Consider the following 17,373-nt stretch of genomic DNA (forward strand, 5'->3'; position numbering starts at 1 on the left):
AGAAATGCAGCGTATGTCTGATCAAGAGCAATGGACCGAATCTGGACTTGAAATTGCAGTTGTAGGATTAGCAGGTACGTTTCCCGAGGCACCGAATGTGCAAGCGTTTTGGGAAAATGTATCGCAAGGGAAAGAATCCGTTACGTTTTTCACTGATGAAGAATTAAAGGCAGCGGGTGTAGATGAGACGCTGCTAAAACGTTCTGATTATGTCAAGGCAAAGCCATATTTACAGCATGCATCATCATTTGATGCAGACTTTTTTGGCTACTCTCCGCGAGAGGCATCTATTATGGACCCGCAAATTCGATTGATGCATGAATGCACATGGCATGCGCTAGAGGATGCAGGCTATGAGCCCGAGCAATACGAAGGATTAATTGGTCTTTATGCCGGCGCATCTAGCAATCTATCGTGGATGGGGCAGCATATGTCATCACTTGCAAAGAACGAAGATGTGTTTCAAATCATGCATCTCAATGACCCATCCTTTGCTTCTCGGATTGCCTATAAATTAAATCTAAAAGGTCCAAGCGTATCTGTGCAAACGGCTTGCTCTACATCGCTTGTTGCTATCCATATGGCCTGCCAAGGATTAATCGGCGGTGAATGTGACCTTGCGTTAGCAGGAGGTGTCACACTCCATCAGCCGCAAATCACAGGCTATCAATACCAAGAAGGAATGATTTATTCTCCTGATGGTCATTGCCGTCCGTTTGATGAAAAAGCAAAAGGAACCATTTTTGGTGAAGGTGCAGGCGTTGTTGCGCTAAAACGATTAAAAGATGCGATAGAAGACGGAGATTTTATTTATGCTGTCGTAAAAGGATCTGCAACGAACAATGATGGGAGCAATAAAGTCGGTTATACAGCCCCAAGTGTGAGTGGACAGGCAAGTGTCATTGAATCTGCGTTAGAAATGGCTGAGACAGAACCAGAGACGATTTCTTATATCGAAGCGCATGGAACGGGGACGCCTGTTGGAGATCCGATTGAGATTGAGGCGCTTACCCGTGCTTTTCAAACAGATCAACAAGGCTATTGCCGAATTGGATCAGTCAAAGCCAATATTGGGCATTTAGATGCCGCAAGCGGTGTAGCTGGTTTTATCAAAACAGTCATGATGCTACATCATCGTCAATTTGCCCCGATGCCGCACTTTGAGAAACCGAATCACCGCATTTCTTTTGATCAAACCCCATTTTATGTTGGGACAGACAAAGAGGAGTGGAAGACATCTCAATTGCCAAGGAGAGCGGGAGTCAGTGCCTTTGGTATAGGGGGAGCAAATGCTCATGTCATCTTAGAAGAGGCAAAGCCGAGAAAAGCAAACAGCAACGCCTCGTCCAAAGAATTAATCGTGCTGTCAGCTAGATCAACGCATGACATGAAGAACGTGACAAAAAACTTAAAGGAATATGTCTCCTCACATCCTGATCTCTCACTTGGTGAAGCAGCTTATACCTTACAAAGTGGAAGAAAGGCTTTCAAATATCGAAAAGCGTTTGTCTGTTCCACGCGGGAAGAGTTATTAGCGGAGCTGCAATTGCTGAATGAAGAGACAGCAGGCAGAGAAAGTCATTTTTATAAACGGATCAGCATGAAGCTGACGGGGTATCATGAGTCAGGTTTACGTGATTACATCAAGCTGTATGAGAAAGATTCTTCTTTCAAAATAGAAGTGGATCGAATCATAAGCCTCGTCCAATCCGCGGTACCTATCAAAAAAGATGAGCTGTTCCATCCTAAACAAAGCAGTCAATCAGAAGTGGCGATGCTGATCATGACATCGGCTTTTGCCAGCATGGTAAGATCACTCGGAATTGAACTAGATGGATGGGTTGGAGAAGGTAGCGGCGTCTGGACAGCTTTATATGCAGCAGGCGGCCTTGAGCTAAACGATGCGGCATCTATTGTGTACCAACTTCATGATACCGAGACGGTTAATCAAAGGCTGGCTTCCCTGCCTCAGAGGACACTCCAACAGCCTGTTTACTTGCAGCAAACTGGGAAGGAACTAACCACTTTCGATCCATCGTCTGTAAAGGGTCTTCTTACTATGGATCGGCCTGTAAAATCACCAATAGTTGAGCAAGAATCACCAGCTTTGATCATTGACCTTTCAACGAAACAAGGGGTTGTAGTTGAAAAGGGAGCAGAAAAAACAACCGAACCACTTGATGGAGACATGCTTCAAATCGCAGGTGTTCTTTGGGAAATGGGGGTCGGCTTAGCTTTCCCAATAACAGATGAGAAGAACAGACAGCGTATTCCGCTACCTGGGTACCCATTTCATAAAACTGATTTCTCTGCACAAACAAATACGATGGCAGCCATTGAACCACAAAAGCCGCAGAATGAACAGCGTGTCTTTGCTTCACTCGCTTCTTTACAAAAAGACATTCACGACATTGTGCAAACTCATTTTGGGTTTGATCAAATAGATGATGAATCGCCATTTTTCGAATTTGGTGCGACATCCCTTGATATTTCTCAGCTTGCAGCGAAAATATCTGAGCATGTGGACAAGCAAATTGACACTGTGCAATTGTATCGGTTTGCGACAGTGGCAAGTCTTGCTGAATATTTGTTTGAAGAACAGTCAGAACAGATTCAAACGCCTGCTTCTCGCCCAGTAAAAAACACGTCCCATGAGCAAACGGATATTGCGATTGTCGGAATGGCTGGAAGATTCCCGGGAGCTTCATCGCTAGAAGACTTTTGGCAGCGTCTTGTGAATGGCGAGGAAATGATTCACTTTTTCACAGAAGAAGAGCTCAAGAAAGCAGGGCTGGATGCGTCTGTCTACCAGCATCCGAATTTCATTGGAGCAAAAGGTCGTTTACAAGAAATCGAAGGCTTTGATGCAGACTTCTTCAACTATTCTGCTAGAGAGGCAGAGCTAATGGATCCGCAGTTCAGGCTTTTGCACGAATGTGCTTGGGAAGCGCTGGAGGATGCTGGCTGTGACCCTGATCGAATGGCAGGGAAAATTGGCGTTTATACAGGAACGAGTCCAAACCATGAGTGGCTGACGCGCTTTGCCCATCAAGAGGATCAATTCCAATCAAAGGTGAAAGGGCTCGATGTGCTAGAGCAGCTGCTGGAACAAGAACAAGCAGACTTTTGTCTTCTCTTTTCTTCCATTAGTGCATTGCTTGGGGGCTTAGGATTCTCTGCTTACTCAGCGGCTAACTTATATATGGATGCATTTGCAGCTAGACTTAATCAACATAGTCAAACCCCGTGGATGTGTGTGAACTGGGATGCGTGGAATTTCTGGGGTGAGCTAGAATCCACAATAGGTGAATCGATCAATGAGCTTGCGATTTTACCAGAAGAGGGTGCTGAGCTGTTCCAGTATGTTCTGTCTAGCCGGCAGAATCGACACATGCTCGTGTCTACAGGAAATCTTGATGAACGGATAGATCAATGGCTGTCACTAGAGCCTAAGACTGTAGCGGATGAGGATTCGTATGAAGTGTCTAAGCACGAAAGACCAGAGCTGGGCAATCCATATGTGGCGCCTCGAAATGAAACTGAAAAAGCGATCTGCCAAGTATGGCAGGATTTTATGGGCATGGAACAAGTGGGCATTCACGACAATTTCTTCGATCTCGGCGCAAGCTCACTGGATATTGTCCAAGTCACCAATCGGTTAAATCAAGCACTTCAAACAAATGAAGCGGTTGTGACGTTGTTTACGTACCCTTCTGTTGCAGAGCTTGCGAAATATATCCAGCCTTCTGAGGACTCGAAGGAAGAAGTGATGGAAGAAGAACTAGCCGTCGTCACTTCCGGTGATCGAAGAGCTCGTTTTAAACAGCAACGGAATAAAAGATTGAGAGGCGGAATCGAGAATGAATGATACAACGAATCACTATCATGGCGCAGAAATTGCTGTTATCGGTCTTGCAGGTCGTTTTCCAGGGGCCAAAAATGTAGATGAGTACTGGGAGAATCTGAAAAAGGGAAAAGAAACAATCTCCTTTTTTACAGAAGAAGAGTTACGGCGTGAAGGTACAGATGAAGCTTTATTAAAAAATCCCCGTTTTGTTAAAGCAAAAGGGATGCTAGATGATGTTGAATTATTTGATGCAGATTTCTTTGACTATACACCAAAGGAAGCGGCCATGATGGACCCGCAGTTTAGACTGTTTCATGAATGTGTGTGGACAGCGCTTGAAGACGCTGGGTACGATCCGTTTGAATATAAAGGGCAAATCGGTCTTTATACAGGTGCAGGGATCAATACAGAATGGGTCATGAGAGCACTTCAAGGGGCGGCTCAAGGTGAGGATTCGAAAACACTGGAAGCTGCCGTTCTGAATATGCGTGATTATTTAGCGACGATGATTTCATATAAATTAAATCTGAAGGGACCGAGTATGGTGGTGCAAACCGCCTGCTCGACCTCGATGGTGTCGATTCATTTAGCCGTTCAGGCTTTATTAAGCGGCGACTGTCATATGGCTGTTGCAGGTGGCGTGTCCATTCGTCTGCCGCAAAAATCGGGCTATCTGTATCAAGAAGGCATGATCCATTCATCTGACGGGCATTGCCGCGTCTTTGATAACAAAGCCGATGGAACCGTTTTTGGTGATGGTGCAGGAGCCGTTATTTTAAAAAATTTAGAAGATGCCATTGAAGACGGCGATCACATTTATGCTGTCATCAAAGGGTCATCTATTAATAATGATGGAAATAGAAAAGTAGGATATACAGCGCCGAGTACGAAAGGTCAAGTTTCAGCGATTAAGACAGCACTTCGAATGGCTGAGGTGGAACCTGAAACCATTTCGTACATTGAAGCACATGGAACCGGGACAACCCTCGGAGATCCGATCGAAATTGAAGCGCTCAAGCAAGCATTTGATACAGATAAAAAAGGCTTTTGCCGCATTGGCTCTGTCAAATCAAATGTTGGTCATCTGAATGATGCATCAGGTGTCGCGGGCTTTATTAAAACCGTTTTAAGCTTAAAGCATCAAGTGATTCCGCCGACCATTCATTTTGAAACACCAAATGAAAAAATTGAATTTACCAATTCGCCTTTCGTTGTAAACACAGACTTGACGCCATGGAGCACGCAAGAATCTCCTCGCCGAGCAGGTGTAAGCTCATTTGGGATAGGTGGAACAAATGCTCATGTCATTTTAGAAGAAGCACCTGCTACACGTGTTGCCGCTGATAGCCCTGAGGATAGTGAACTTCTTTTATTATCTGCCAAAACACCAGCAGCTCTTGAAAAAATGACGGATCGCCTTGCGGACTACTTACTTCAGCATCAGCAGCATGTTCGTCTAAGTGACGTTGCCTATACGCTGCAAACAGGGCGCCATCATTTCCCGCATAAACGTGTCATTCTTGGAAGTAACACGGCGGATATGTTACAGGCGCTGAATCAAAGGTCAAAAGAGGTGGTCAAGACGGCCAGCTCCCAAACATCGAGCCGTCCAGTCGTCTTTCTTTTCCCAGGCCAAGGATCTCAGTATGTAGACATGGGGCGTCAGCTTTATGACAAATATCCAGTCTTTAAAGAAGCGCTGGATCAATGCTTGAATCAATTCAAACAGCATGTCACAGTTGACCCATTTCGTCTTTTATTTTCAACAGAAGCAAGTGATGATCGTCAGCTGATCAATCAAACAGAATATACGCAGCCGCTTCTGTTTAGTGTGGAATACGCTTTGGCTAAATTGCTGATTCATTTTGGCGTCAAACCGCAGGCACTGATCGGTCACAGTATTGGAGAATATACGGCTGCTGCCGTATCTGGTTTACTATCTGTTGAAGATGCCGTAGATCTTGTGGCTTATCGCGGACAGCTCATTAGCCAGCTTCCAAAAGGCTCTATGCTGAGTGTTCCTTTGAGTGAACAGAACGTGCTGCCATATTTAACAGATGATCTTTCACTTGCAGCAGTAAATGGTCCTGAATTGTGCGTAGTGTCAGGTGAGACCGTAGCCATTGATGCACTTGCTGAGAAGCTGGAGGCTGCTGGACATGGGTGCAGGAAGCTTCACACCTCTCATGCCTTCCATTCTAAAATGATGGATGACATCCTGCCATCATTTAAAGAAAAGGTAGCCGAGTATCAATTGAATGCGCCGTCTATCCCGTATATTTCTAACGTCACAGGTACGTGGATTGACCATGAAGCAGTGCAAGACCCGGCATATTGGGCTAATCATTTGCGGCAAGCGGTTCGTTTCCGTGATGGAGCAGAGACGTTATTAACGGAGCTTGATCCTATTTTCGTTGAAGTCGGGCCGGGGAATACGTTAAGTGCCTTTATTCGCCAAGCTTCAAAGGAACATCATCAGCAGCCGATTCCATTGATGCGTCATCCAAAAGAAGAGGCAGCCGACGACCGCTACCTGCTGGGAAGATTGGGGGACATCTGGCTTCAAGGGGTGCCGGTAGACTGGACAAAATTGCGAAATCAGACATCAAATCAAAAAGTATCCTTGCCGACCTATCCGTTTGAACGACAACGATATTGGATTGAAAAGGTAGATACATCTGCATTATCTTCATCCTCAGGTGTGCAAATGGTTGTGCCAAAGGATAACAAGGAGCAGGAAATAGAAGAAAACAATCAAGTTCATGCCGCCGCATCGAATGACATTGAGGCAACGTTACAGCGGATGTGGAAAGACATTTTAGGAATTGAAAAGGTGGAAAGAGACGACCATTTCTTTGAGCTTGGCGGACATTCGTTAAATGCCACCGGTCTGATTTCTCAAATTCACAAAGAGTTTGGTGCAGAGCTAACGCTCACAGACATGTTTAACAATCCGACAATTGAAAAGCTCCAAGCATTCATCGAAAAGGCAGAGAAGCATCAATATTTCAAGATTGAACCAGTCGAAAAGAAAGACACATATCCATTATCTGCTGCTCAAAGACGGACATTCCTCATTCATCAGCGTATTGGTCAAGTGACCTCTTACAACATGCCGATGGCACTGAGATGTAAAGGGGAAATTGTCGTCGAGCGCTTTGAGCAGACCTTCAAGCAATTAATTGATCGTCATGAAACCTTGCGAACGACCTTTGAATTAAAAGATGGTGAACCAGTTCAGCGTGTCCATGATGACTTCCAATTTGCTGTTGAAATGACAGAGGCTGATGAAGAAGGATTAGAAGCACAAATCGATGAATTCATTCGTCCATTTGATTTAAAGGCTGCACCATTGATCCGTGTGCGTTTTGTGAAAATCGCAGCTCACGATCACCTCTTATTAGTCGATATGCATAATATTGTGGCGGATGGAGCGAGCATGAACATCTTTATTAAAGAATTTACTGAGCTCTATCGAGGGGAAACCTTGCCGGAACTCACTGTTCAATATAAAGATTATGCAGAATGGCAAGACAAATATTTCCGTAGCGAAATGTTTCAAAAGCAGCAGGATTATTGGAATCAGCAAATTGGCTCAAATGTGCCAACTTTGACAATGCCATATGATTTTGAACGGAAGGAACAATCCTTCTTAGGAAGAGCGATCAAATTCAATATTGAACCGCACATCGTTGAGAAAATTGAACAGCTTGCTGAACAGTATCAGCTGACAAATAACGTTATCTTGTTCCAGCTCTATGGGCTACTGCTCTCACGTTATGCAGATCAAGAGGAGCTGATTGTCGGTTCACTTGTGGCTGGACGGCGTCATGCAGATATCGAGCATACAATTGGCATGTTTACAAACTTCCTGCCAATTAAACTAGACATGGTACAAGAATCAACCTTTACAGAGCAACTGGCGCAGACAAAGCAAGTATTGCTGGATGCGTATGACCATCAAGAGTACCCATTTGACCAAATGGTTGAGCATCTGAATCCAAAAACAAGACCGCATCGCAATCCATTCTTTGATACAATGCTCATCTACCATAATGAGTACGATCCGAATATTAAAATCGAAGCCGATGGACTAACATTCGAAACACATGAGTTTGCAAAGGGAATTTCCAAACTCGATATGAAAATGGATGTTGTTAGAGAAGTAACGGGGGAGTTAAAGTGCGTCCTTCAATACAATCTTGCGCTGTTTAAACATGAGACAATGCAAGCGTTCGTCAAGCATTTCGAGCACTTGGTCGAACAGGCTGTTCAAGCACCTGTTCAACTGCTCAAGGATTTCGATGTGCTTACAGAGGAAGAAGAACAGGCAGCAAAGGAGAAAAGGGAGCGTGCAGAGGAAAAAGCACCGCTCGTACTTACAGTTAGCTCGACATTTACAGCAGATCCAATCGCACCTTACATTCAGTACTGGACCAAGCAGTTTGATGTGCAGCTTGATGTTCAATTTGCACCGTATGGGCAGGTATATCAGGAATTACTAAATGAGTGCAGCCTTATCTCACAGAAGAAAAACGGTGCGAACCTTCTGCTCATTCGTTTAGAGGATATCACAGGTCCAGCTCACCTCTCACTGGAAGAAAAGAAAAAACTGGCTGCAGAGCATGCTGAAGAACTTGCAAACGTTCTGAAATCAAAAACGAAACATAACTTATATTTTGTTGGGATTCTGCCGATAAGTGCTGCTCTTAAAGACACGCTGCAAGATGTGGAACGAGAGTGGATTGCTCAATTATCTGAGATAGACGGTGTTCAATTAATCGACTGCCGTCAGCTTGCGAAGCACTATCAGATAGATGACATCTTTGATGCAAAAGGAGAGCAAGCCGCACATCTCCCATTCACAGAAGTCTTTTGTGGAGCCATCGGTACAAAAGTCGCACGCGAGTTCATTGCATGGCAAGGTGCACCATTTAAGGTAGCGGCCATTGATTGTGATCACACGCTTTGGAGAGGTGTCGTTTCAGAAGACGGTATAGAAGGCATCGATATTACGCCAGAACATCAAATGCTTCAGCGCTTTTTAAAACAAAAGCAAAAAGAAGGTCTCTTGCTTGTCTTAAGCAGCAGGAATAATGAAGAAGATGTGTGGCGCGTGTTTGAAAACCACCCAGATATGATCTTGCAAAAAGACGATATTGTCGACTGGCGGATCAACTGGGAAAGTAAACCGGCACATCTCAAAGAGATGGCAGATTCACTGAATCTTTCATTATCTCAGTTTATTTTCTTAGACGATGATCCTGCTCAGTGCTTGCATATGAATGAAGAGCTGCCTGAAGTGATGACACTGCTACTACCTGCCAATGAAAAAGCGATCCCATTATTCGCTCAGCATGCTTGGGCATTTGACCGCTATGATGTCACAGAAGAAGATAGAGGGCGAACAACGAGCTACAAGGCTGAAAAAGCTCGTCAAAAAGAGAAAGCAGAATCGCCGTCAATGGAGCAATTTTTACAAGATTTGAATTTGAACATGAGTGTAACAGAGTGGGGAGAAAAGCACCTTGCCCGCGTGGCGCAAATGAGCAGTCGCATTAACCAATTCCGCTTAAATGATCAGCGCTTTGATGAACAGCAGCTGAGAGAGCGGATGGGAAATGAGCATGTTCAGGGCTGGATTATCGAGGTAGCGGATCGCTTCAGTCATGAAGGAATTGTAGGGGCGATCTTGGCTCATCATGCAGGCGACGACACCTTGATCATTGATGCATGGATGCTAAGCTGCCGTGCTCTAGGGAAAGGGATTGAGCAAAAATGTCTGACATGGCTCGCTGAATATAGCCGTCAGCACCAGCTTTCTTCTATTGAATTCACATTTGCATCGACTGGACGTAATGAGCTATTCAAGTCATTTATGAAAGAGCACCAGATGCAGGAGATGGAGGAGCAGCAAACATACCGGATACAAGTGGAAGAAATCGGTTCACTGAGCGATCACATTCAGATTGTCGACCACCTGTCACCTCGTCAGCACCTGGCTGAAGAAATAGAGGGTCAAAGGGTGGAGACAGCAAGTCATTCAGCTTCTGAAGGTTACACATGGGAAACGATTCAAACAGATCAAACGCTGCACAGCGGGTATGTAAAAGCCCTTAAGGTACATGATCAAGAAGGTCTGCGTTCATTATTAAAGACGGAACTAACGCAGGATCAGGGACTTTACGCACAGCCAACCAATGAACGCGAGGCATTGCTTCTTGAGATTTGGTGTGACATTCTTCATGTGGAAAAAGTAGGAATTGACAACGACTTTTTCGATTTAGGAGGAAATTCTTTACTTGCTGTCAAAATGGAAGTAGAGATTGAAAAGAAGGGTTGGTATGTTGATGATTTGAATTTTGCTGAAAAACACACCATTCGAGAATTAGCAAAATATATGAAGAGGGAGAATCAGCATGCATAAAGATGTAAAAGCCATATATGAAGAATCAAAAATTTTAGATGAGGCAACTCATTTATACGGAGTCCAGCGAAGTGACATCCACTTTATCGCAGATGCAGAAAACTATGTGTATGAACTTAAAAAAGACGGAGAGTCTTTCATTTTAAAAATTACCCATACCATCCGCAGATCACCTGATTATATTTTAGGTGAAATGGAATGGCTCCATCACTTAGCGAAGGGCGGACTTTCGGTTGCAAAACCAATTGCTTCATTAAATGGCCGTGATATCGAGCAAGTAGACGATGGGCAAGGCGGTTCATTTTTACTGCGGGTCTATGAAAAAGCACCAGGCCATAAAGTCGAAGAGGCAGACTGGAACGATGAATTATTTTATGCCCTTGGACAGTACACAGGCCGCATGCATAAACTGACAAAAAGCTATCAGCTGTCAGATCCGCGATATAAAAGACAAGAGTGGGATGAAGAGGAGCAGCTTAAATTGCGTAAGTATGTCCCAGCCGATCAGACGCTTGTATTCGAACAAGCGGATCGGTTGATGGAAAAGCTGGCAAAGCTTCCGAAAAATCAGGATACGTACGGATTGGTTCATGCGGATCTTCATCACGGAAACTTCCACTGGGATCAAGGCAAAATTACGACCTTTGATTTCGATGATATCGGGTACAACTGGTTTATGAATGACATTAGCATTTTGCTATACAATGTGTTGTGGTACCCAGTCATTCCATACGAAGACAAAGCAGCTTTTGCAGGAAACTTTATGAAGCAGTTCCTTAAAGGCTATCGTGAAGAGAATGAGCTTGGGGATGAGTGGCTTGCCTACATCCCTGACTTCCTTCGCTTACGTCACGTGCTAATCTATGGCTTGCTGCATCAAGCATTTGATTTGGCTACCATCGGAGAAGAAGAGAAGGCCATGCTCGCTAGCTTCCGCTCCGACATTGAGCAAGCAGCACCGATTACGACGTTTGACTTTACAAAGCTAAGTCAATCTTAAAATCAAAATCCCCGCCTATGTGATGAGGCGGGGATTGTTTTTTTATGGGCGATAGGTGGACGGTGATTCAATGATATGAAACAGGTTCTTTCCTTGCTTTGTATTATCGATCCAGCCTTGAAATGCTGCTTTACCAGGTCCATATGCATAGACAGGGACATCCTCACCTGTATGAGCAAAGGTTGTCCAGCCTGAGAAAGAACGCTGATCAAAGATGTGTTGAATGCTGAGTTGAATTGTACTGGCCTTCCCTGATTGTGCCGCTTTCTCCACCTGTGAGATTTCCTCATTTGTGAGCGAGAAATCAATATGGGTGTGAAGGACATCACGTACCGATTGTCCGCCTGCGATTTTCTTTGCCATATACACAGGTGTTTTCTTAGCAGCTAAAATAGGTGCTGGGTCCCATTTATAGCCAGTTTCACTTGTCATGCCGTCTGCACCAAACGAAAAGCCGCCAGTCGCATGATCTGCTGTGATGACAACGAGTGTTTCTTGATCCTTTTTAGCGAATTGAAGAGCCGCTTGGACTGCTTTCTCAAAATCCTCCATCTCACTCATTGCGCCGACCACATCATTTTCATGTCCAGCAGAATCAATGGTACTACCTTCAAGCAGCATGAAAAACCCATGCGAATTGTCTTGATTTAATTGGGCTAATGCTGACTGCGTCATGTCTTTTAAAGTAGGCACATGCTTTGGACGATCGATGGCTCGATCCAGTTCGTCCTCCTGGAATAAGCCGAGCATTTTCGAAGATGATTGGGAGGTTAAATCATCTTTTGACCTTAGTATGGAATAACCGCTCTTCTCAAATTCTTTCACAAGATCACGGTCTTTTCGGTCAAAATATTGCATGCCGCCACCTAGAAGGATATCAACTTTGTGCTCTCCGCCTATTTTCTCATCATAAAAGTGGTCTGCAATTTGTTCTTTGTTTTTTCGGGAGACGTTATGTGTGCCAAAAGCGGCAGGTGTAGCATCGGTGATGTCAGATGAGACAACAAAGGCTGTTTTCATTTGTGCTTCCTTTGCTGCTTCAACGACACTTCTAAGAGGTTCTTTTTCTTGGTTGACGGCGATGGCATCATTGTATGTCTTTTTTCCAGTCGCCATGGCCGTGGCTGCGGCAGCTGAGTCGGTAATATTATCTCGAGGATCATCTGGGTGTGTGGTCTGCATCCCGACTAAATACGGGTCCCAGACGGTTTGTGCTTTTGGAGAACCAAGCTTTTCCTGCTTGAATGTGCGGTAGGCTTTGATCACGGGCATCCCCATTCCATCGCCAACGATAAAAATAACATTTTTTGGTGTTTTCGTTTGTTTCTTGTCTGCTGCATTTGTTGAGACGGGAGTGACATAATGTGAGGTCAATAAAGCAGCGAATACGAGTACCGCTAGAATCCCACTCATAAGAAAAATACGTTTTTTACGATCCATAGAGCCCATGAAAAATCCCCTTTTATCATTTATTTCATAATTTGTATTTTATTTGAATGAGGGCAATGGTTCAACCCCTTTTCCCATAAAAAAAGGGATGAGACTTTTGCCTCATCACCTTTTATACCGTATCACACTTGACGCCAACGACGCCTTCTAGATCTTTAATATCAAAATACACATCAGTTGTATAGCGATCTTTATGCACGCGTACGCGTACTTCCATAATCGGATAGTTCTTTTCTGTTAAATCATCAATACGAACAGAATGAATGCGAATGTTGAGGGCTTTCATTTCTTTTAAAATATCCGTCATACGGTTTCGATCAGAAAGTGACATTCTGATGCGGATTTCTTTTTCCTGTAAGCGAATCGGTCCGATTCGCTGGAAGAGCCATGGTAGAAATTCGACACTAACCAGAATAAAGAAAAGACTGAGGAAGGCTTCTTTATAAAATCCTGCACCTGTTGCAACCCCAAGTCCTGCTGCTCCCCAGATCATCGCAGAAGTCGTAAGACCTGAGATGACATCATTGCTTTTTCGCAGAATCACACCTGCTCCAATAAAACCAACACCAGATATAATTTGCGCCGGTAACCTGAGTGGGTCCATTTGAAGCTTAGAGACTCGAGGGAAATTGTAGGCTGCATCAATGCTGATGATGGTTAACACGCAGGAGCTGACAGCAATGACAATACACGTTTTTAAGCCGAGTGGCTTTTTCTTCAGCTCGCGTTCAAGCCCAATAATCAAACCGATTAAGGTGGCCACGGCTAATTTTAAGACTGTATCCCATTCAATTGTCCAAAACATGCGTATCGCTCCTTCACTTCATGTACGTTTCACATCATGTATATGATCTTCTCACAGCCCATATGGCTGCACAACTCTTATTTTATTCAGAATCGGAAGAAAGAAAAGCTTTTTATTTAATTTAAAAAAGAGAGTCATCCGCATAAGGCAGACGACCCTTCATGTTCTTTATTTTGTTTCTTCTTCAAGATGATTTTCCATTTTGTTAAATAGCTGTTTTGATGCTTTTGACGGCTTACTTGTCAATAAGCTCACAATAATGGCAGCTAATCCACTTAACGTAAAGCCAGGAATCATTTCATAAATACCTGTTGCATGGTTAAGGCCTGTCGTGATCCATGTGAGAACCACAACCGCACCAACAATCATCCCAACAAGGGCACCATGATGATTCATTCGCTTCCAGTATAGGCAAAGTAAGATGACTGGACCGAATGAAGAACCAAATCCAGCCCACGCATAACCGACAAGGTCAAGAATGGTATCACTTGGATTAAGTGAAAGGCAAAGGGCAATTACAGCGACAACGAGTACAGACATACGGCCAATCATCACGAGCTCTTTATCAGATGCTTTTTTTCTAAAGAACGTTCTGTATAAATCCTCTGTCATCGCACTTGCCGTGACAAGCAGCTGAGACGAAATTGAACTCATAATCGCCGCTAAAATGGCAGAAAGTAAAAATCCAGTGATATATGGATGGAACAGCACCTTAGAAAAGACGATAAAGATCGTTTCAGGGTCAGCAAGGTTCATACCCGTTTCATGAACATAGGCAACACCGACTAAACCGACAGATAGTGAACCAATTACTGAAATAATCATCCAGCTCATTCCGATGCGGCGTGCTGGTTTTAAGTCTTTGACGGACGTAATCGCCATAAAGCGCACGATAATATGCGGTTGTCCAAAGTAACCTAGTCCCCAAGCGAGGAAGGATATAATGCCAATGACGCTCGTTCCTCTAAAAATATCAAGCAATTTAGGATCAATCTGTTGAATATCTTGGAATGTAGCAACAGGTCCGCCTAATTGTGTAAAGGCAACGATCGGCACGAGCACTAATGCTAAAAACATGATAGCTCCTTGGACAAAGTCCGTTAAGCTCACTGCTAGGAATCCACCAAACAATGTATACAAAATAACAATACTTGACGTCAAAATCAGTCCAAACATGTAGTGTGCACCAAATGCTGACTCAAATAAACGTCCGCCTGATACCATCCCAGACGATGTATACAGCGTAAAGAAAATTAAAATGATGACAGCTGATACAGCTTTTAATAAAGAAGATGATCCTTTGAATCGTTTATCAAAGAAATCAGGAATCGTAATGGCATCATCAGCAATTTCTGTATAAGAACGTAAACGGGGTGCAAGAATGAGATAGTTTAAGTAAGCACCGACGATGAGACCAATCGCAAGCCAGGTAGTCGATAAACCTGTTTTATACATTTCACCTGGTACACCCATCAGCATCCAGCCGCTCATATCCGCAGCACCTGCTGAAAGAGCTGTAACGAATGGACCAAGTCCGCGTCCACCAAGCATATAATCATTTAAATCATGTGTTTTCCTGAATGCATGCCAACCGATGGCAAGCATCCCGATAAAATAAATAGATAAGGAAATTGTAACTTCAATACTCATTTTGTGTTCTCACCTTTTTCGTATAAATTTGACATCACCTCAATCAAAATATCCAGAAGTGTCAGGGCTAGTTTTTTGATTGAATGCCCTTCTCACTGCTATGGTTACTTAACCTAACAGAGTATTCCCAAGTGATCAACCTTCTTAAACCTCCTCATTTTGAAGAAAAAATGGACAGATCGGTGATACGAATCAGTTTGTATGCGCTTACAAAAGTAAATAAAAGTAAAAATTTTCTGAAAATAAAGGGTGGTCTGCATGACTATTTTCTTTATCTGTTGGATCACTATGATGCTTCGAGAGAAAAGGGCTCTTGCTGCGCCTGTGTAAAGTTGCTTTAGAACAGTAAAATTTGATATGATAAAGTGTATATGACTTATGATCATGACCACGAACACGTATCATTTTTGGAGGTGAACCTGCATGTCTAGAATTTCAATAGAAGAAGTAAAGCACGTGGCGCATTTGGCACGGCTTGCAATTACAGAAGAAGAAGCTGAGATGTTTACAGAACAGCTTGATAGCATCATTTCATTTGCAGAGCAGTTAAACGAGGTAGATACGGAAAACGTTGAACCAACAACACACGTATTAAAAATGAAAAACGTCATGAGAGAAGATGTTCCGAATAAAGGTCTTTCCATTGAGGCAGTCATCAAAAACGCGCCTGATCATAAAGACGGCTATATTCGTGTGCCATCAATTTTGGACTAAAGGAGGCCTGAGGCATGTCACTGTTTGATCACAAAATTTCTGAATTAAAAGAGCTTTTACATAAAAAGGAACTGTCTGTTTCTGATTTAGTGGACGAGTCTTATAAACGAATCAATGAAGTAGACGGGAAAGTACAAGCATTCCTTGCATTAGACGAAGAGAAAGCTCGTGCGTATGCAAAGGAATTGGACGAGGCAGTTGGTGAAAAGGACGAGCTTGGTTTATTGTTCGGTATGCCAATCGGTGTGAAAGATAACATCGTCACAAAGGATTTACGTACAACAGCATCTAGTAAAATCCTGCAAAACTTTGATCCTATTTATGATGCAACGGTTGTCAATCGTTTAAGAGATGCGGAAGCAGTCACAATCGGTAAATTAAATATGGACGAATTTGCAATGGGATCTTCTACAGAGAACTCAGGCTACAAAGCAACGAAAAACCCTTGGAATTTAAACACTGTTCCAGGTGGATCAAGTGGTGGCTCAGCAGCTTCTGTTGCAGCAGGTGAAGTGCCATTCTCACTTGGATCAGATACGGGCGGTTCGATTCGCCAGCCGGCATCATTCTGCGGCGTTGTGGGTCTGAAGCCGACGTATGGCCGTGTATCTAGATACGGCTTAATCGCATTTGCTTCTTCATTAGATCAAATCGGGCCGATTACGCGTAACGTAGAGGACAATGCCTACGTTCTTCAAGCGATTGCTGGAGTCGATCAAATGGACGCAACGAGTGCAAATGTCGACGTCCCAGATTTTCTTTCTTCATTAACTGGCGACATCAAAGGCATGAAAATTGCAGTGCCAAAAGAATACCTTGGAGAAGGTGTTGGCGAGGAAGCAAAAGAGTCTGTTCTTCAAGCGTTAAAAGTATTAGAAGGACTTGGTGCCACATGGGAAGAAGTGTCTCTTCCGCATTCTAAATATGCGCTTGCGACTTACTACTTGCTGTCTTCTTCAGAAGCATCTGCAAATCTTGCGCGTTTTGACGGCATCCGCTATGGCTACCGTACAGATAATGCAGAAAACCTGATTGATTTATATAAAAATACTCGTTCTGAAGGCTTTGGAAACGAAGTGAAACGCCGCATCATGCTTGGCACATTCGCTCTTAGCTCAGGATATTATGATGCATACTATAAAAAGGCGCAAAAAGTCCGTACATTGATCAAAAAAGACTTCGAAGATGTTTTTGAAAAGTATGATGTCATTGTAGGGCCAACAACGCCAACTCCTGCATTTAACATTGGTGAAAAGACAAGCGATCCACTGACGATGTACGCGAACGATATTTTAACGATCCCTGTGAACCTTGCAGGCGTTCCAGGAATCAGTGTGCCTTGTGGATTTGCAAACGGTCTTCCGTTAGGACTGCAAATCATTGGTAAGCACTTTGATGAAGGAACGGTTTACCGCGTGGCTCACGCTTTCGAGCAAGCAACAGATCATCATAAAGCAAAACCTGAACTGTAAGGGGTGAAT

At 43.6% G+C, this 17,373-nt stretch carries 8 protein-coding genes; 5 read left to right on the forward strand and 3 right to left on the reverse strand.

What is annotated here, in order from left to right; all coding sequences use genetic code 11:
• The first annotated feature begins 13 nt into the window (after window positions 1-13).
• From CKW02_RS03475 to CKW02_RS03485, 3 genes are read left to right on the forward strand one after another with little or no spacing between them, the layout of a single operon-like run.
• On the forward strand, window positions 14-3,868 hold the full coding sequence (locus tag CKW02_RS03475; RefSeq protein WP_003214163.1) for a beta-ketoacyl synthase N-terminal-like domain-containing protein: 3,855 nt from the start codon (window positions 14-16) through the stop codon (window positions 3,866-3,868).
• Entirely contained in the window at window positions 3,861-10,274 is a 6,414-nt protein-coding gene (locus CKW02_RS03480; RefSeq protein WP_003214255.1) for a type I polyketide synthase, read from the forward strand. The genes CKW02_RS03475 and CKW02_RS03480 overlap by 8 nt, the downstream gene beginning before the upstream one ends.
• The gene (locus CKW02_RS03485; protein WP_003214453.1) at window positions 10,267-11,274 is read left to right on the forward strand and encodes a phosphotransferase enzyme family protein; all 1,008 of its coding nucleotides are present in this window, start codon (window positions 10,267-10,269) and stop codon (window positions 11,272-11,274) included. The genes CKW02_RS03480 and CKW02_RS03485 overlap by 8 nt, the downstream gene beginning before the upstream one ends.
• A 42-nt stretch (window positions 11,275-11,316) precedes the next feature.
• Here CKW02_RS03485 and CKW02_RS03490 read toward each other — a convergent pair whose 3' ends face one another.
• The 3 genes from CKW02_RS03490 to putP form a co-directional block, all read right to left on the reverse strand.
• The gene (locus CKW02_RS03490) at window positions 11,317-12,723 is read right to left on the reverse strand and encodes an alkaline phosphatase (RefSeq protein ID WP_003214312.1); all 1,407 of its coding nucleotides are present in this window, start codon (window positions 12,721-12,723) and stop codon (window positions 11,317-11,319) included.
• A gap of 112 nt (window positions 12,724-12,835) precedes the next feature.
• Window positions 12,836-13,528, reverse strand: coding sequence for an MgtC/SapB family protein (locus CKW02_RS03495; RefSeq protein WP_003214344.1), 693 nt, complete (start codon window positions 13,526-13,528; stop codon window positions 12,836-12,838).
• Between the two features lie 168 nt (window positions 13,529-13,696).
• Window positions 13,697-15,178: a sodium/proline symporter PutP gene (gene putP, locus CKW02_RS03500; protein ID WP_003213984.1), complete on the reverse strand. Its 1,482-nt coding sequence runs from the start codon at window positions 15,176-15,178 to the stop codon at window positions 13,697-13,699.
• Window positions 15,179-15,601: 423 nt separating this feature from the next.
• Here putP and gatC point away from each other — a divergent pair, with 423 nt between their 5' ends.
• Window positions 15,602-15,892, forward strand: coding sequence for an Asp-tRNA(Asn)/Glu-tRNA(Gln) amidotransferase subunit GatC (gatC, locus tag CKW02_RS03505; protein ID WP_003213898.1), 291 nt, complete (start codon window positions 15,602-15,604; stop codon window positions 15,890-15,892).
• Window positions 15,893-15,906: 14 nt separating this feature from the next.
• Window positions 15,907-17,364 carry an Asp-tRNA(Asn)/Glu-tRNA(Gln) amidotransferase subunit GatA gene (gene gatA, locus CKW02_RS03510; RefSeq protein WP_003214455.1) on the forward strand — a complete coding sequence of 486 codons (1,458 nt, stop codon included), beginning with the start codon at window positions 15,907-15,909 and terminating at the stop codon, window positions 17,362-17,364.
• The last annotated feature ends 9 nt before the right edge of the window (window positions 17,365-17,373 follow it).

Source organism: Bacillus pumilus, from assembly GCF_900186955.1.
GTDB lineage: Bacteria > Bacillota > Bacilli > Bacillales > Bacillaceae > Bacillus > Bacillus pumilus.